We start from the raw sequence: 16,603 nt of genomic DNA, 5'->3' as shown, positions 1-16,603 counted from the left end.
ACCTGAATTGGATTCGAGCACCATAGCGCGGCGGCCGAAAACTAAAACACCGTGCCGTCGCTGATTACCGCGATCGGCGGCGCGCCGCCCGGGCGCTTCTCCCGCGCGATGCGCCGGCCCGCCGCCCAGGTGCCGCCTTCCAGCGCCTTGGCGAGCGGAAACTGCTCGGGCGTGAGACCCAGGCGGCTGCGGATCAGCGCCGCGACGTCGTCCAGCAGCGCCACCGTGAGGGCGCGCCATTCCACCACCAGCGTGGAGTCCACCGCGTGCGGCCTCTCGGCCTCGGTCGGGTCCTTTAGCGCCAGAACGCCGGCGTCCACGAAGAGGCCGCCATTGCGGTACTCGGCGAGACCCGTGAGCCCGTCCACCCCGGACACGCCCACGCCGGCCTGCTGCAGTGGCTCGATCAACGAATAAGCCAGCCATTGCGACAGCTTGTGGAAAGGCAGCAGCCCGGTGGTGGCGTCGTCGGTCACCAGGCTCGGATGCCGCCACGTGTCACCGAGATCGACGCCGCCCAGCGCGATGCGGCCGGGCCAGATCGCGCCGAGATGCTCCAGCAACGCCGACAGGATCGCTTCCGCCGGCAGGAGGCCGCCCTCGACCTGGGCCACGAGGTGGTCGAACAGACCGCCCGGCCGCGCCTCGTCATGCCGGGCGAACACGGCCGGTCGCGCGAGCGCCGCGCGGCCCAGGCGCCGGAGCAGGTCGACGCGGCCCTCAAGTCCGACCATGGGATTGTGCGCGTCGATCTGGAAGCCGGCCGCAACCTCATCCGCCTGCAGCGAAGCAAGGCGGCTTGCGTCCGCCCGCAGCGGCTCGCCGGGCCGAGCCGAGAACAGCCCGGCCGCGAACATGTCGAAGCTCGCCACCGCGAGCCCTTCGGACCGGGCGAAACGCTCGCCGCTCGCGGCTTCGAGATAGGACCAGTCCGGCCCCGCGCCGGCGTCGAGCAGCACGCTCACGATGGCGAGGTCGAAGGCCGCACGGGCGCGCGCGGCATCGGAGGGCCAGATGGTGTTGCGATCCAGCGTCGCCCAGCGGTCGAAGCCGCCGGCCGCGAAGTGGCGCCATCGCGCGTGGAACGGCACCTGGAAAGTCGGGTAGTTGCGCCGGATCGTGTCGAGCACGTAGTCGGCGCAGCGGCAGAGCTTGCCGGAATCCACCGTGAAGTGCGGCAACTCGCCCGCGATGCCGAGCGCCAGCATGCGGTGCGCCCGCTCGCGAACCGCGCGCGGCGACAGCAGCCCGCGCGCCAGCGCGGCGTCCGCGCCCGGTTCTGCCCCGGCGGCTCCGCTCATCAATATTTCTCCAGCGGTCGACCCACCGTGCGCCGCAGATCGTCCTGCCCGGGCGCGCCCTGCGGCGCGTAATAGCCCGCCGCCTTCTTGGCTTCCATCTCGACGGAGGCGTCCGGCGGGATCAACTCGTCCGGAATGGAGACGCGTTCGCCAATCTCGATTCCCGCGCCCACTATGGCGTCGTATTTCATGTTCGACATCGACATGAACCGGTCGATGCGGGTGATCCCGAGCCAGTGCAGCACGTCCGGCATCAGTTGCTGGAAACGCGCGTCCTGCACGCCGGCCACGCATTCGGTGCGCTCGAAATAGGTGGCCGCCTGGTCGCCGCCCTCCTGGCGCTTGCGCGCGTTGTAGACGAGGAACTTGGTGACCTCGCCGAGCGCACGCCCTTCCTTGCGGTTATACGCCACCACGCCCGCGCCGCCGCGCTGGGCTTCCTTCACGCATTCCTCGACGCCATGCGCCAGATAGGGCCGGCAGGTGCAGATGTCGGAGCCGAACACGTCCGAGCCGTTGCATTCGTCATGCACCCGGCAGGCGACGCGCCGGCGCGGATCGGCGAGGGCGGCGACATCGCCGATCACGTACACGGTTGTGCCGCCTATGGGCGGCAGGAACACCGCGAGATCCGGCCGCGTCACGATCTCGGGAAACATGCCGCCGGTCTGCTCGAACAGCGTCCGCCGCAACGCGTTTTCGCTGACGCCGAAGCGCGCCGCGACGCCGGGAAGATGCCACACGGGATCGATCGCGATCTTGGTGACCGAGATGTCGCCGTTCGCCTGCAGGATCGCACCATCATCCTTGAGCCGCCCGGCCGCCATGCCGGCCACGATCTCGGGCATGTTCAGCCGCGCCTTGGTGATCGCTATGCTGGGGCGAATGTCGACGCCCTGCGCGATCCAGTCGGCGAAGACCTCGCCGGCCGACGCGCCCCACGGGTCGAGCGAAACGATCTTGCCGGGATCGCGCCATTGCGGGTGCGGCCCCACCGGCGTCACCGGATGCGTGTTGCGCAGGTCCGGCCGCACCGCCGGGTTCAGCGCGCCCGACGACACCGCCAGCGCGCGATACAGCGAATAGGCGCCGCCATGCGCCCCGATGACGTTGCGGTCCGCCGGATTGGTGACGGAGCCGATCACCGGACCGCGCTCGGCCGGCGTCGCCGCGCCCCAGCGGATCGGGAAGCGGGTCACGCCCGTGCCGGGCTCGGGGTGCGACGTGAGCCGGATGTGGGTGTTGCGGTTGTCCGTGCTCATGCGCGTCTCTGGCGGCCCACGCCTCCGGGCGTGAGATCGATTGAAAACGATCGTCTGCCGACGTTACGGTCCCGTCAACGGCGCCGTCAAAGCCAGCTCCGGCCGGGTCCATGCGTGGGCAGGCCGAGCAGCGCGGCCGCGGTCTCGCCGATATCCGCGAAGGTCTCGCGCCGCCCGATCGAACCCGGCGTCGCGCCCGGCCCGAAGCACAGGATGGGCGTGTGCTCGCGCGTGTGGTCGGTGCCGCGCCAGGTGGGGTCGTTGCCATGGTCGGCCGTGAGGATCACGAGGTCGCCCGGCCGCAGCCGCGCGTCCAGCTCCGGCAGGCGCGCATCGAAGGCTTCCAGCGCGGCCGCATAGCCGGGCACGTCGCGCCGGTGGCCGAACTCGCTGTCGAAGTCGACGAAGTTGGCGAACAGGAAGCCGCCGCTGTCCATGGTGTCGACTTCACCAAGCAGGGCGTCGAACAGCGCCATGTTGCCGGCCGCCTTCACTTCGCGGCCCGTGCCCCGGTGGGCGAAGATGTCGCCGATCTTGCCGACCGTCACGACGGCGCGCCCGGCTTTCGCGGCACGGTCCAGGATCGTGCCTTCGGGGGGCGGGATTGCGAAGTCCTTGCGCCGGGGCGTGCGCACGAAGCCGGTGTCGGCGGATCCCGTGAACGGCCGGGCGATCACCCGCCCGATCCGCAGCGGATCGCACAGCCGTCGCCCGATGCGGCAGAGATCGTAGAGGCGCTCGAGCCCGAAGACCTCCTCGTGGGCGGCGATCTGCAGCACCGAATCCACTGACGTGTAGCAGATGGGCTTGCCCGTCCGCATGTGCTCGGCCCCGAGCTCGTCCAGGATCTCGGTGCCGGACGCGTGCTTGTCGCCGAGGATGCCGGGCAGCGCGCCCTCGCGGATCAGCGCAGCCGTGAGGTCCGGCGGGAAGCTCGGTTGCGTATCGGGGAAGTAGCCCCAGGCGAAATCGACCGGCGTTCCGGCGATCTCCCAATGGCCGGACGGCGTGTCCTTGCCGCGCGAGGTCTCGACCCCGTAGCCCCATTGGCCCCGCAGCGGGCCGTCGGCGGCGGCTGCCGGCCAGCGCCGGCCCGTGGAGGCTTCGGCCGCCAGCCCCAGGCCCAGCCGGGTCATGAAGGGCAGCCATAGCGGGCCGGCGCGCAAGCCCGCCCGGTCGCCCGCCCCGGCCGCGCAGGCCTCCGCGATGTGGCCGAGCGTGTCGGCCCCGACATCGCCATAGGCCGCCGCGTCCTCCGCGCCGCCGCAGCCGACGGAATCGAGCACGATCACGAAGACCCGGGAGTGCGTCACTCGCGCACCACGCCGCTATCGGCCGTTTCGAGGTTGAACGCGGCCGCGAACAGCGCGCGCGTGTAGTCGGTCTTGGGATGCGCGAAGAGCTCGGCGGCGGGGCCCTGCTCCACCACCTTGCCGTTCTGCATCACGATCACCTCGTTGGCGAGCGCCCGCACCACCCTGAGGTCGTGGCTGATGAACATGTAGGCGAGGTTGCGCCGCTGCTGCAGGTCGCGCAACAGGTCGACGATTTGCGCCTGCACGGACATGTCGAGCGCCGAAGTCGGCTCGTCCAGCACGACGAATTTCGGCTCCAGCGCCATCGCGCGCGCGATCGCGATGCGTTGGCGCTGGCCGCCCGAGAACTCGTGCGGGTAGCGGTCCATGGCGGCGGGATCGAGCCCGACGTCGAGCAGCGCCCGCGCGATCACCTCGCGCCGCGCCTCGTAGCTCTGGCCCTTGTCCAGCGCGTCCAGCCCCTCGCCGACGATGTCGGCCACCGACAGGCGCGGCGACAGCGAGCCGTAGGGATCCTGGAACACGATCTGCATGTCGCGCCGCAGCGGCCGCATGGCCTTGCTGTTGAGGCCGTCCAACCGCTGGCCGAGATACACGATCGGCCCCTGCGAGGAGATCAGTCGCAGCATCGCCAGGCCGAGCGTGGTCTTGCCCGAGCCGCTCTCGCCCACCACCCCGACGGTCTCGCCCTCGCGCACCGCGATCGTGATGCCGTCCACGGCCTTCACGTGGCTGACGACCTTCTTGAAGAACCCCTTGCGGATCGGGAACCAGACCCGGAGGTCCTGCGCCTCCACGATCACGGGCGCGTCCGCCTTCGGGGCTTCGGGCCGGCCCTTTGGCTCGGCGGCCAGCAGCTTGCGCGTATAGGCGTGCTGCGGCGCGTCGAACACCTGCGCGACCGGGCCGTGCTCGACGATCTGGCCGTTGGTCATCACGCAGACCCGGTCGGCGATCTTGCGCACGATGCCGAGGTCGTGGGTGATGAACAGCATCGCCATGCCGTTCTCGGTCTTGAGCCGCGCCAGCAGCTTCAGGATCTGCGCCTGCACGGTGACGTCCAGCGCCGTGGTGGGTTCGTCGGCGATCAGCAGGTCCGGCGCATTGGCGAGCGCCATCGCGATCATCACGCGCTGGCGCTGCCCGCCCGAGAGCTCATGCGGATAGGCGCCGAGCCGCCCCTCGGGATCGCGGATGCCGACCTGGTTCAGCAACTCCACGGTGCGCCGCCGCGCCGCGTCGCCCGAGAGCCCGTTGTGCAGCCCCAGGATCTCGCCGATCTGCCGCTCGATGGGATGCAGCGGGTTCAGCGACGTCATGGGCTCCTGGAACACCATCGTGATGGCATTGCCGCGCACCTTGCGCAGCTCGTCCTCGCTCGCACGCAGGAGGTCCTGGCCCTTGAACAGCACCTCGCCGGACGGATGCGACGCCGGCGGATAGCTCAACAGCTTCAGGATCGACAGCGCGCTCACGGACTTGCCGGAGCCCGACTCGCCCACCAGCGCCACCGTCTCGCCGGCATGGACGTCGAACGACACGTGGTCCACCGCCACGGTGGTCTTGCCGCCCTGGCGGAATTGCACGGACAGGTCGCGGACGGAGAGGAGGGGGGTCATGCTCATCCGAACGTCTTCCGCGGGTCGAAGGCGTCGCGGACGGCTTCGCCGATGAAGATCAGCAGCGACAGCATAATGGCGATCACCGAGAAGCCGGTGAGGCCGAGCCAGGGCGCGGAGATGTTGCTCTTGCCCTGCAGCAGCAGCTCGCCCAGCGACGGCGAGCCCGGCGGCAGGCCGAAGCCCAGGAAGTCGAGCGAGGTCAGCGTCGTGATCGAGCCGTTCAGGATAAACGGGAGGAACGTCATGGTGGCCACCATGGCGTTGGGCAGCACGTGCTTCACCATGATCCTGGCGTCGCTCAGCCCCAGCGCCCGGGCGGCGCGGACATAGTCGAAGTTGCGGGCGCGCAGGAACTCGGCCCGCACCACATGCACCAGCGCCACCCAGGAGAACAGCAGCAGGATGCCGAGCAGCGTGAAGAAGGACGGCTGGAAGAAGTTGGACAGGATCATCAAGAGGTAGAGCGACGGGATCGCGGACCAGATCTCGATCACGCGCTGGAAGTAGAGGTCGACGCGCCCGCCGAAATAGCCCTGGATCGCGCCCGCCATGATGCCGATCACGGACGAGATCACGGCCAGGATGAGCCCGAACAGCACCGACAGCCGGAAGCCGTAGATCACGCGCGCCAGCACGTCGCGGCCGCCGTCGTCCGTGCCGAGCCAGTTCCACTCGAGGTCCCGGCAGCCGAGCGTCTTGCCGGCTGCGTCCGGCCCCGCCCGCTTCTCGGCGACGGGGCGGCACACCTCGTCCTTCAGCGACCATGTCGGCGCGGCCGGCGCGGCGGTGGGGAGGTCGAGGTTGATGGTGTTGGACGCGAAGCGGATCGGCGGCCACAGCGCCCAGCCGTGCTCGGCGATCTCCTTCACGATCACGGGGTCGCGATAGTCCGTCTGCGCCAGGAAGCCGCCGAACTTCTCCTCCGGGTAGTCCACCGCGATGGGCGCGAGCCACTCGCCCTTGTAGCGCACCAGGATGGGGCGATCATTGGCCAGCACCTCGGCGAAAAGGCACAGCACGAACAGCACCATGAAGATCCAGAACGACCAGTAGCCCCGCCGGTTGGCCTTGAAGTTGGCCAGCCGCCGCTCGTTGATGGGCGACAGCCGCAGCAGCCCCTTGCGCGGCAACGGCGGCGCGAGCGGGCCGCCGGGGCTGGTCTCGGGCCCGAAGGTGCGGGTGGCCACGGGGGCGTCCATCAGACCTCCCGCGTCTCGAAGTCGATGCGTGGATCGATCCACGTATAGGTGAGGTCGGACAGCAGGTTCACCACCAGCCCGAGCAGCGAGAAGATGTAGAGGTTCGCGAACACCACCGCGTAGTCGCGGTTCACGATGCTCTCGAAGCTCAGCAGCCCCAGCCCATCCAGCGAGAACACGGTCTCGATCAGCAGCGAGCCGGTGAAGAACGCGTGGATGAACGCGCCCGGAAAGCCCGCGATCACGATCAACATGGCGTTGCGGAACACGTGGCCATACAGCACCTGCCGCTCCGACAGGCCCTTCATGCGCGCCGTCAGCACGTATTGCTTGCGGATCTCGTCCAGAAACGAGTTCTTGGTCAAAAGCGTCGCGGTCGCGAATGCGCCGAGCGCCATGGATAGGATCGGCAGCGTGATGTGGCGGGCATAGTCCAGCGCCTGCGCCCACCAGGGCAGCTGCGCGAAATTCTCGGACGTCAGCCCGCGCAGCGGAAAGAACGGCATGAAGGACGAGCCTTCGCCAAACAGCACGATCAGCAGGATCGCGAACAGGAATCCCGGGATCGCATAGCCGACGATCACCACCGCGGACGTCCAGGTGTCGAAGCGCGAGCCGTCCCGGACGGCCTTGCGGATGCCGAGCGGGATCGAGATCGCGTAGCTCAGCAGCGTCATCCAGAGCCCGAGCGAGATCGAGACCGGCAGCTTCTCCTTGATGAGCTGCAGCACCGGCGTGTCACGGAAATAGCTCTTGCCGAAATCGAACCGCAGGTAGTTCCACAGCATCAGGCCGAAGCGCTCGGGCGCGGGCTTGTCGAAGCCGAACTGCGCTTCCAGCTGCTTGATGAAGGCCGGGTCCAGCCCCTGCGCGCCGCGATACTTGGACGCCGCCTCGCCGGCCCCGCCGCCGGGCTGGTTCTGCGATCCGCCCGCGAAGTCGCCGCCAGCGCCGCCCGCGATGCGCGAGGTCGCCGACGTGTCGTTGCCCTGCAACTGCGCCAGCACGCGCTCCACCGGCCCGCCGGGCGCGAACTGCACGATCGTGAACGAGATCAACATGATGCCGAGCAGCGTCGGGATCATCAGCAGGATGCGGCGGGAGACGTAGGCGAACATCGCTCAGCGCCTCGCAGCGGGGGCACGCCCAGGGAAGGGCGACGCAACGACACCCTCATCCTGAGGAGCCCTGGGCAGCAGGGCGTTTCGAAGGACGAGGGCTCCAGCACGCTCCGCAGGTCGTGCAGACTGGAATCCCTCGTTCTTCGAGACGCGCCTGCGGCGCTCCTCAGGATGAGGGGCATTGGGGAGCGAAAGCACGTGGCGCGCCTGCATCAAGCCTTTCCGATTCGCTTGGCCTTGGCTTCGTCATACCACCACGTACCCGGGGCGCCGCGGGCATATTTGGGCTTGGTGGCCGGCTTGCCGAACATGTCCCAATAGGCGAGCCAGTGCGAGGCCTTGTACCACATGGGGATCCAGTAGCGCCCGGCGCGCAGCACGCGGTCCAGCGCCCGGCAGGCGGTTTCGAGCTCGGCCCGCGTGTCGGCCATCAGCGCGGCTTCCACCAGCGCGTCCACGGCCGGGTCCTGGATGCCGGCGACGTTGGACGAGCCAGGCGTCCTGGCCGAGGCCGAACCGAACATCAGCTTCAGGCCCTCGCCGGGCGTGGGCGACATGCCGTAGCGGCGGGACACGATGTCGTAGTCGAACTCGTCCGTGCGGCGCTGGTACTGCGAGGCGTCAACGATCCGGAAGCGCGGCTCGATGCCGAGCAGCTTCAGGTTCTTGAACAGCGAGCCCGTGTGCGGCTGCAGCGAGCCCGAGAAATCGAGGAACTCGATCTCGAAAGGCTGCCCGGCCGGCAGCCGCAGCGCATTGCCCTCGCGCTTGAGGCCGGCCTCGCGCAGGAGTTGGTCGGCCCGGCGCAGCAGGGCGCGGTCCTGGCCGGAGCCGTCCGACACCGGCGGGACGAAGGGTGCGCCGAACGCCTCGTCGGGGATCTTGCCGCGCCACGGCTCCAGCAGTTTCAGCTCGTCCGGCGAGGGCGGCCCCTCGGCCTTCATGTCGGAGTTCTCGAAAAACGACGCGGTTCGCTTGTAGACCCCGAACATGATGGTGGCGTTGGTCCACTCGAAGTCGAACAGCAGCCCCAGCGCCTCGCGCACGCGGCGATCCTGAAACTTCTCGCGCCGCGTGTTGAAGAACCAGCCCTGCGTGCCGGAGGGCGTCTCGTCCGGGATTTCCTCGCGCTTGACGCGGCCGTCCTTCACGGCCGGAAAGTCATAGCCGTTGGCCCAGTCGCGCGACGTGAACTCCTCGCGAAACGTCACGTTGCCGGCCTTGAACCCTTCCAGCGCCACCTGCCGGTCGCGGTAATATTCGTAGCGGACGCGGGCGAAATTGTTCTGGCCCACATTCACCGGCAGGTCCTTGGCCCAGTTGTCGGCCACGCGCTCATACTCGATGAAGCGACCCTGCTCGAAGCGGCCGACTTTGTAGGCGCCGGACCCGAGCGGCGGCTCCTGGGTGGCTTCCTCGAAGTTTTTCGCCGTGTAGTAGGCCTTGGAAAAGATCGGCAGCGTCGCCACCGTGAGCGGCAGGTCGCGCGAGCGCCCCTTGGCGTAACGCACCACCACGGTAAGGTCGTCCGGCGCCTCGGCGCTCTCCACCATGCGGATCGTCTGGGCGATCAGCGGGTGGCCCTTCTGCTTCAGCAGCAATATCGAGAAGGCCACGTCCTGCGCGGTGAGGCGCGAGCCGTCATGGAAGCGCGCCTCCGGCCGCAGCCGGAAGGTTTGCGTCAGGCCGTCTTCGGCCGTCGACACGGTTTTGGCGACGAGGCCGTAAAGCGAATCCGGCTCGTCCAGCGCCCGGGTCATGAGGCTGTCGAACAACATTTCGACGCCGGCCGCGCCGTTGCCCTTCAGCACATAGGCGTTCAGCGTGTCGAAGGTGTCGAACGCCTGGTTGCCGAAGGTGGTGCTGATCTGCAGTGAAACCGCGCCGCCGACCGGAGCCTTCGGGTTCACATAGGCGAAATGCGCGAAGTCGGCCGGATACTTCAGCTCGCCGAAGGTCGAGAGGCCAAGGTGCTCCCCCACGGCCGCGGGCGGAACGGCGGGAGTGACAGGCTCGGCAGGAGCCGTCTGGGCGATGGCTCTTGCGCCAGGCCAGCCCAAAGCCGCCGCCAACAGCCCCGCCCCGCCAGCCAGCACGGCCCGGCGTGAGGCTGAACCCTCTCCCGCGCAGCCGGGAAGGGCAGGGAGTGTGCGGGCGTGCAAGGCCCTCACCCCAACCCTCTCCCCGTCCCGGGGAGAGGGGGCAGATTGCATCTGCGGCGGCGCCTCTTCCCTTCGCCCCGGCACGGGGAGAAGGTGGCGCGAAGCGCCGGATGAGGGGCCGGCCGCAGCGTCCAAGGCCCTCACCCCAGCCCTCTCCCCGTCCCGGGGAGAGGGGGCCGATCGCGGCTGCGGCGCCGCCTCTTCCCTTCGCCCCGGCACGGGGAGAAGGTGGCGCGAAGCGCCGGATGAGGGGTCGGCCGCAGCCGCGCTTGCGCCAAACCCGGACATCTTACGCCGCTTCACTGCCGGCCTCCGGTCTTCTGCGCCAGGGCGGCGTCCCACCACCACACGGTCGGAAAGGCCGGCGAGGCGTAGCGGGGCATCACGGCTGGGCGGCCGAATCGGTTCCAGCGGGCCGTGCGGGTGGCGGGCGAGAACCATTGCGGCACTACGTAGTCGTGCGCCAGCAACACGCGGTCGAGCGCCTTGGTGGCGGCCACCAGCTCCTCGCGATCCCGTGCGAAGATCACCTTGTCGATCAGCGCGTCGACGCCCGGATCCTTGATGCCCAGCGTGTTGCGTGAGCCCGGCCGTTCGGCCGCCTTGGAGCCCCAGAAGTCGCGCTGCTCGTTGCCGGGCGAGAGCGACTGCGCCCACAGGTCGGTGGTGATGTCGAAATCGAAGTCGCGCATCCGGTTTTCGTATTGCGACGGGTCCACCACCCGCAGGCTCACGCCGATGCCGAGCCGCTCCAGCGAGGGTTTGTAAAACAGCACGAAGCGTTCGCTGGTAGGGTCATAGGCCAGGAACTCGGCCGTCAGCTGCTCGCCCTTGGCGTTGACGCGCTTGCCGCCCTTGATCTCCCAGCCGGCTTCCTTCAGCAGGCGATCGGCTTCGCGGAGGTTGTCGCGCACCTTGGTGGCGTCCCCGTTCACCGGGTTCGTGTAGGCGGCCGTGAACACGCTCGCCGGGATCTTGTCGCGCACGCTCTCCAGGATCTCGCGCTCCTTGCCCTCGGGCAGGCCCTTGGAGGCGAGTTCCGTGCCCTCGAAGAAGCTGCCGATGCGGCTATAGAGCCCGTAGAAGATGGTCTTGTTCATCTCCTCGAAGTCGAAGGCGAGGTTGAAGGCCCGGCGCACCCGCTGGTCGCCGAATTTCGGCTTGCGGAGATTGAACGCGAAGGCCTGCATGCGGCCGCTGGCGCGTTCGCTGAACTCCTCCTTGATGACGCGCCCGTCCTTCACGGCCGGGAAGTCGTAGCCGGTGGCCCAGTTCTTGGCGCTGTTCTCCAGGCGGAAGTCGTATTGGTCGCCCTTCAGCGCCTCGAACAGCACCGTCGAGTCGCGGTAATATTCGAAGCGCACCTGGTCGAAATTGTTGGTGCCAATCCGCTCGGGCAGGTCCTTGCCCCAGTAGTCGGCGACGCGCTCGTACACGGCGTTGCGGCCTGCGTCGAAGCCCTTGAGCCGGTAGGGCCCGGAGCCCAGCGGCGGCTCCAGCGTGGTCTCCTTGACGTTGCGCTTCCTGCCGTCCGGCGTCGTCCCCTCCCACCAGTGCTTCGGCAGCACGGTGAGCTGGCCGACGATCTGCGGCAGCTCGCGGTTGCCCGGCTGGTCGAACCGGAAGGTGATCTCGCGCTCGCCCGTCTTTTCCGCCTTCACCACATGGCTGTAGTAGAAGGCCATCTGCGGGCTGGTCTCCTTGTAGGTCTCGAAGGAAAAGATCACGTCCTCGGGGGTCACCGGCTTGCCGTCCTGCCAGCGCGCGTTCGGGCGCAGCCGGTAGGTGACCCAGGAAAAGTCCTCCGGGAACTTCACGCCGTCGGCCAGCAGCCCGTAAGCGGTTGAGACCTCGTCCAGCGACTGCTCGGTGAGCTGCTCGTAGACGAGGCCGACGCCGGCCTCGAGCTGGCCCTTCACGCCGGCCACCACCGGGTTGAAATTGTCGAACGCGCCCTGGCGGCCGAGCCGCACCGTGCCGCCCTTGGGAGCCTGCGGGTTCACGTAGTCGAAATGCGCGAAGCCGGGCTTGTAGCGGGGCTCGCCCATCAGCGAGGTGGCGCTGCGCCATTCAGGGTCGGCCGCGGCGGCGGGCGTGAGCGCGGCGCCCAGCAGGCTCGCAAGCGCGACCGCGCCCAGCGCCAGGGCGCGCCTCCAACGAAATGGTCCCGCTTCGCCCTGCCGCATGTGGCCTCCGTGTGGGTCGCCCGAAACGGGCGGATCGATCTGCGCGGGGGATTATGTCGCTTTTTCGCTCGCGGACCACAGCCGGGGGCCCGGAATCAAAAAGGCCGGGCGATGCCCGGCCTTCGCGATGATGGATGTCGAGCCGATCAGGGCGTCGGCAGCGGCGCCGGGCTGTCGGCCAGCGAGCGCAGATAAGCCAGCACGTCGGCGCGACGGTCGGCTTCCTTCATGCCGGCATAGCCCATCGCGGTGCCCTGGATGTAGCCCTTCGGGTTGGCGATGAACTTGTCCAGCGCCGCGAAGTCCCACTTCTCGCCCTTGGAGCCATGCTCCTTCAGGCCGGCCGAGTAGTTGAAGCCCGCATGCGACGCGAGGGGGCGGTTCACGACCTCGTAGAGGTTCGGGCCGACCTTGTTGGGGCCGCCCTTGTCGAAGCTGTGGCAGGCCGAGCAGGGCTTCACGAGGCCCTCGCCCTTCTTGGCGTCCGCCTTTGCGAGCAGCACCGGGAGCGGCTCGCTGGCGGCGGCCGGAGCCGCGCCGGCGGCGGCCTCGGGCTCGGCGGCCGGGAGCGCGTAGCCGGCGACCACCGGCTGCTTCTCGGCGAAGATCGATTCGGCCAGGATGCCCATGCCCATCACGAACAGCAGCGTGCCGAGCACAGCTCCGGCGATCTTGTTGAACTCGAAGGAATCCATCCCGAACATTCGATCACTCCGACCCACGTGGGGCTTAACTCGGCTCAGCGTCTCGCGGCGATCCGGCTCGGCGCCCCGCAGGGCGTCATGCGCAACCAAACCGCCTCCCCGCGGCCGCTGGAGCATAGGCGCGCAAACGCCGACGGCCCCCGCAACGTTTCCGCCGGGCGGCGGATGATTACCCGCTTTGCGGCGCTCTTGGCAACTCGTATAAGCGCGTTTCCGGTTGATACTTTTTGCCGCTTTTGGTCGTCAGGCCTGGCGGCTGCGCTCTGGCGGAACAATGTCCGATCCCGTCGTCCTCGTTCCCGCCCGCATGGCGTCCACCCGCCTGCCGGGCAAACCCCTCGCCGACATCCTCGGCGAACCCATGATCGTCCATGTCTGGCGCCGCGCCACCGAGGCCGGCCTTGGCCCCGTGGTGGTGGCCACCGACGAGCCCGCCATCGTGGCCGCCATCGAGGCGGTCGGCGGCCACGCCGTGATGACGCGCGCCGACCATCCATCGGGCAGCGACCGCATCTTCGAGGCGGTGCAGATCTTCGACCCCGAGGGCCGCCACGACGTGGTCGTCAACGTGCAGGGCGACCTGCCCACCATCGATCCGCGCGCCGTGCAGGCGGCCGTGCTGCCGCTCGCCAATCCGCTGGTCGACATCGCCACCATCGCGGCGCCGATCACCCGGGCGGAGGAGCGCGACGACCCCAACGTGGTGAAGCCCGTCGCCACCCCGATCGGGCCCGGCCTCTACCGCGCGCTCTACTTCACCCGCGCGACCGCGCCGACCGGTCCTGGCCCGCTGTTCCACCACATCGGCCTCTACGCCTATCGCCGCAAGGCGCTGGAGCGCTTCGTGTCGCTGCCGCCCGCCCCGCTGGAGTTGCGCGAGCGGCTGGAGCAGCTGCGCGCGCTGGAGGCCGGCATGCGCATCGACATCGCGATCGTGGACGACGTGCCGCTCGGCGTCGACACCCCGCACGATCTCGACCGCGCGCGCGAGTTGCTCGCCCGCCGCCGTCCCATCTGACCCGAAAGAACCGCGATGTCCCAGCTCAAGAAGGTGATCGCCTACCAGGGCGAGCCCGGCGCCAACTCCCACATCGCCTGCAAGGACGTGTACCCGGATTGGGAGCCGCTGCCCTGCGCGACCTTCGAGGACGCCTTCGCGGCCATCCAGGAGGGCGCGGCCGGGCTCGGCATGATCCCGATCGAGAACTCCATCGCGGGGCGCGTGGCCGACATCCACCATTTCCTGCCGGCCTCCAACCTGCACATCATCGGCGAGTATTTCCTGCCCATCCACTTCCAGCTCCTGGCCGTGAAGGGCGCGACGCTCGCGACCGTGAAGACCGTCTACAGCCACGTCCACGCGCTGGGCCAGTGCCGCAAGATCATCCGCGCCATCGGGGCGAAGCCCGTGATCGCCGGCGACACGGCCGGCTCGGCCCGCGAGGTCTCCGAGTGGAACGACCCCACCCGCGCGTCGCTGGCCACCAGCCTGGCGGGCGAGATCTACGGCCTCGAGACGCTGTCGCGTGACGTCGAGGACGAGAAGCACAACACCACCCGCTTCGTGGTGCTGTCCAAGACGCCCGCCTGGGCACCGGCCGGCAATGGCCCGACCGTCACGACCTTCCTGTTCCGCGTCCGCAACGTTCCGGCCGCGCTCTACAAGGCGCTCGGCGGCTTCGCCACCAACGGCGTCAACATGACCAAGCTGGAAAGCTACATGGTCGACGGCGAGTTCTCGGCCACGCAGTTCCTGGCCGACGTGGACGGCCACCCGGACGACTGGAACCTCAAGCTCGCCTTCGAGGAGCTGGAATTCTTCTGCAAGGAATTCCGCGTCATGGGCGTCTACCCGGCGCACCCCTACCGGGTGGAGAGCCAGAAGGCGGCCGAGTAGGCGCGAGGGTCGAGATGCGGAACCCTCTCCCGCGCAGCGGGGGAGGGCAGGGAGGGGGCGGTCCAGCGCCGCCAGCTCCTACAAGCAGCAACGCTCGACGGCCCGCTCTGTCGGCTGACGCCGACCTCTCCCCCGCTGCGCGGGAGAGAGATGCGCCCACCTATCCGGCCTAAAAGCCCTCGCCGTCCTCCGCCCAGGCCTTCAAAATCCCATGCGCGATTGCGATCGGCGGCGGGCAGCCGATGCCGTCCGGGTGGCGGCCGGCCAGCATCTGGCGCACTTCCTCGCGGGTGAACCAGCGCGCGTCCTCCAGCTCCTTGAAGTCCACCGTCAGCTCGTCAGCGGTCGCCTCCGCGATGCAGCCGATCATCAGCGAGGCCGGGAACGGCCAGGGCTGCGACGCGAGGTAGCGCACCCGCCCGGTGGCGACGCCCGCTTCCTCGAAGAGCTCGCGCCGCACCGCGTCCTCCAGCGTCTCGCCCGGCTCCAGGAAGCCCGCCAGGCAGGAGTAGACGCCCTTCACGAAACGCGCCTGCCGGCCGAGCACACAGCGGTCGCCCCGCACCGCCAGCATGATCACCACCGGGTCCGTGCGCGGGAAGTGCTGCGCCCCGCAGGCCGGGCATTCGCGCTTCCAGCCGGCGGAGCCCACAGTGGTGGGCTGTCCGCAATTGGAGCAGAAGCGGTGCCGCTGGTGCCAGTGCATCAGGCTCTTGGCCTGCGCGAACACGCCCAGGATGTGCGGCGGCAGCACGCCCTGCACGGCGAGAGATCGCAGGTCCATCGCCACCACGTCGTCGTGGCCCTGGTCGTTCTCGGGCGCGGGCGCCTCCAGCAGCGCCGCGTAGATCGGCCCCAGCTCGTCGAGCCCCAGGAACGCCTTCTCGCGCACGGTGCCGAGCTCGGCCAGGTCGGTCCGGTCGAACAGCGCCTCGGCGGCTCCGCCACGCTGGCGCAGCAGCGGCACGTCGCCCTGCAACACGACGCAGCGGGCCTGGGGCGAGGCCGCGAGCTCGGCCATGTAGGCGTCGTCGTCCCGATACTCGGCGCGGCGATCCAGCAGGTTCACCGAATAGCCAAGGGTCGCGGACCGCTCGGTGCGGGGAGGGGACATGGGCGGTTCCTCGTGTGGGCAGGTTGGGTTTTGAAAGCCGGCTACGCGACGCCGCCGAACGCGGCCGCGAGCTTGGCCAGCCGCTCGGCCAGCGCGTCGGCCGCATAGGGCGTCGCCGGCCCCGCGCCCCACACCGGCCGCGGCCAGGCCTCGTCGGTGGTGAACCGGCCGAGCACATGCACATGCAGCTGCGGCACCATGTTGCCGATGGCGCCGATATTCAGCTTGTCGGGCCGAAACAGCGTCTTCAAGACGCGCGACGCCTCGGTGATCTCGCGATAAAGCCGCATCTGGTCGATGTCGCCGAGGTCCAGGATCTCCCGCACCTCCGCCCGGCGCGGAACCAGGATCAGCCACGGATAGCGCGCATGCTTCATCAACAGCACGCGCGACAGCAGCAGGTCGCCCACCACGGCCGTATCGGCCGCCAGTTGCGGGTGAAGCTCGAAGCCGGCCTCGGCCGGAAGGGACGCAGTCATGCGCGCCAAGCTAATCCAATCCCGCCGCCGCGGCTCCAGTCTTTTCACGCAGGGCAGTTCTCCCGTCATTGCGAGCGACAGCGAAGCAATCCAGCTGATGCTGGGCCAGAGAGCGCCGGGCCTTTCGCCCAGCTTCTGGATTGCTTCGTCGCTTCGCTCCTCGCAATGACGGCCCCGATACCGAAGCAAGGCCCAAACCGCCCTCCGCCCCGGCTTGTATTCCCCGCCGGGATCGCCGAT

The 16,603-nt window shown here is 69.1% G+C and carries 13 protein-coding genes; 2 read left to right on the top strand and 11 right to left on the bottom strand.

The features are described 5' to 3' along the window. Window positions 1–41: 41 nt before the first annotated feature. From AC1DSZ_RS03695 to AC1DSZ_RS03655, 9 genes are all read right to left on the bottom strand, one after another. A complete protein-coding gene (locus AC1DSZ_RS03695; RefSeq protein ID WP_476837039.1) occupies window positions 42–1,301 on the bottom strand; it encodes a URC4/urg3 family protein in 1,260 nt (419 codons plus the stop codon). After that, window positions 1,301–2,563, bottom strand: coding sequence for a GTP cyclohydrolase II (locus AC1DSZ_RS03690; RefSeq protein WP_476837038.1), 1,263 nt, complete (start codon window positions 2,561–2,563; stop codon window positions 1,301–1,303). The genes AC1DSZ_RS03695 and AC1DSZ_RS03690 overlap by 1 nt, the downstream gene beginning before the upstream one ends. 86 nt (window positions 2,564–2,649) lie before the next feature. Next, window positions 2,650–3,876: a phosphopentomutase gene (locus tag AC1DSZ_RS03685; protein ID WP_476837037.1), complete on the bottom strand. Its 1,227-nt coding sequence runs from the start codon at window positions 3,874–3,876 to the stop codon at window positions 2,650–2,652. Next, complete coding sequence (locus tag AC1DSZ_RS03680; RefSeq protein ID WP_476837036.1) at window positions 3,873–5,504, bottom strand: ABC transporter ATP-binding protein; 1,632 nt, start codon at window positions 5,502–5,504, stop codon at window positions 3,873–3,875. Before AC1DSZ_RS03680 ends, AC1DSZ_RS03685 begins: the two co-directional genes overlap by 4 nt. Continuing rightward, window positions 5,501–6,700 carry an ABC transporter permease gene (locus AC1DSZ_RS03675; RefSeq protein WP_476837035.1) on the bottom strand — a complete coding sequence of 400 codons (1,200 nt, stop codon included), beginning with the start codon at window positions 6,698–6,700 and terminating at the stop codon, window positions 5,501–5,503. The genes AC1DSZ_RS03680 and AC1DSZ_RS03675 overlap by 4 nt, the downstream gene beginning before the upstream one ends. Continuing rightward, the gene (locus tag AC1DSZ_RS03670) at window positions 6,700–7,818 is read right to left on the bottom strand and encodes a microcin C ABC transporter permease YejB (protein WP_476837034.1); all 1,119 of its coding nucleotides are present in this window, start codon (window positions 7,816–7,818) and stop codon (window positions 6,700–6,702) included. The genes AC1DSZ_RS03675 and AC1DSZ_RS03670 overlap by 1 nt, the downstream gene beginning before the upstream one ends. Window positions 7,819–8,033: 215 nt before the next feature. Beyond that, on the bottom strand, window positions 8,034–9,914 hold the full coding sequence (locus tag AC1DSZ_RS03665) for an extracellular solute-binding protein (RefSeq protein WP_476837408.1): 1,881 nt from the start codon (window positions 9,912–9,914) through the stop codon (window positions 8,034–8,036). Window positions 9,915–10,282: 368 nt separating this feature from the next. After that, window positions 10,283–12,169, bottom strand: coding sequence for an extracellular solute-binding protein (locus tag AC1DSZ_RS03660; RefSeq protein WP_476837033.1), 1,887 nt, complete (start codon window positions 12,167–12,169; stop codon window positions 10,283–10,285). 146 nt (window positions 12,170–12,315) lie between these two features. Then, window positions 12,316–12,873 carry a c-type cytochrome gene (locus tag AC1DSZ_RS03655; RefSeq protein ID WP_476837032.1) on the bottom strand — a complete coding sequence of 186 codons (558 nt, stop codon included), beginning with the start codon at window positions 12,871–12,873 and terminating at the stop codon, window positions 12,316–12,318. 274 nt (window positions 12,874–13,147) lie between these two features. Between AC1DSZ_RS03655 and AC1DSZ_RS03650 the strand changes: the two genes are divergently transcribed. Continuing rightward, window positions 13,148–13,891: a 3-deoxy-manno-octulosonate cytidylyltransferase gene (locus AC1DSZ_RS03650; RefSeq protein ID WP_476837031.1), complete on the top strand. Its 744-nt coding sequence runs from the start codon at window positions 13,148–13,150 to the stop codon at window positions 13,889–13,891. A 15-nt stretch (window positions 13,892–13,906) separates the two neighbouring features. Beyond that, on the top strand, window positions 13,907–14,770 hold the full coding sequence (locus tag AC1DSZ_RS03645) for a prephenate dehydratase (RefSeq protein WP_476837030.1): 864 nt from the start codon (window positions 13,907–13,909) through the stop codon (window positions 14,768–14,770). A gap of 169 nt (window positions 14,771–14,939) precedes the next feature. Here AC1DSZ_RS03645 and nudC read toward each other — a convergent pair whose 3' ends face one another. Both nudC and AC1DSZ_RS03635 read right to left on the bottom strand, forming a co-directional pair. Then, window positions 14,940–15,884 (bottom strand): NAD(+) diphosphatase, encoded by a 945-nt coding sequence (gene nudC / locus AC1DSZ_RS03640; protein WP_476837029.1) that lies wholly within the window; start codon window positions 15,882–15,884, stop codon window positions 14,940–14,942. Window positions 15,885–15,925: 41 nt separating this feature from the next. Further along, window positions 15,926–16,363, bottom strand: a complete 438-nt coding sequence (locus AC1DSZ_RS03635) for an HIT domain-containing protein (protein ID WP_476837028.1) — start codon at window positions 16,361–16,363, stop codon at window positions 15,926–15,928. Window positions 16,364–16,603: the final 240 nt, after the last annotated feature.

Source organism: Alsobacter sp. P4_H11 (genome assembly GCF_056400925.1).
The sequence above is the reverse complement of the archived record's forward strand: the minus strand, read 5'-3'. Positions and strand labels throughout refer to the sequence as shown.

Bases quoted from the DNA above. Each gene is read 5' to 3' on its own strand.
- AC1DSZ_RS03660 (WP_476837033.1), bottom strand. From the start codon at position 12,169: ATGCGGCAGGGCGAAGCGGGACCATTTCGTTGGAGGCGCGCCCTGGCG.
- AC1DSZ_RS03635 (WP_476837028.1), bottom strand. From the start codon at position 16,363: ATGACTGCGTCCCTTCCGGCCGAGGCCGGCTTCGAGCTTCACCCGCAA.
- AC1DSZ_RS03690 (WP_476837038.1), bottom strand. From the start codon at position 2,563: ATGAGCACGGACAACCGCAACACCCACATCCGGCTCACGTCGCACCCC.
- AC1DSZ_RS03695 (WP_476837039.1), bottom strand. From the start codon at position 1,301: ATGAGCGGAGCCGCCGGGGCAGAACCGGGCGCGGACGCCGCGCTGGCG.
- AC1DSZ_RS03680 (WP_476837036.1), bottom strand. From the start codon at position 5,504: ATGAGCATGACCCCCCTCCTCTCCGTCCGCGACCTGTCCGTGCAATTC.
- AC1DSZ_RS03645 (WP_476837030.1), top strand. From the start codon at position 13,907: ATGTCCCAGCTCAAGAAGGTGATCGCCTACCAGGGCGAGCCCGGCGCC.
- AC1DSZ_RS03670 (WP_476837034.1), bottom strand. From the start codon at position 7,818: ATGTTCGCCTACGTCTCCCGCCGCATCCTGCTGATGATCCCGACGCTG.
- nudC (WP_476837029.1), bottom strand. From the start codon at position 15,884: ATGTCCCCTCCCCGCACCGAGCGGTCCGCGACCCTTGGCTATTCGGTG.
- AC1DSZ_RS03675 (WP_476837035.1), bottom strand. From the start codon at position 6,700: ATGGACGCCCCCGTGGCCACCCGCACCTTCGGGCCCGAGACCAGCCCC.
- AC1DSZ_RS03650 (WP_476837031.1), top strand. From the start codon at position 13,148: ATGTCCGATCCCGTCGTCCTCGTTCCCGCCCGCATGGCGTCCACCCGC.
- AC1DSZ_RS03655 (WP_476837032.1), bottom strand. From the start codon at position 12,873: ATGTTCGGGATGGATTCCTTCGAGTTCAACAAGATCGCCGGAGCTGTG.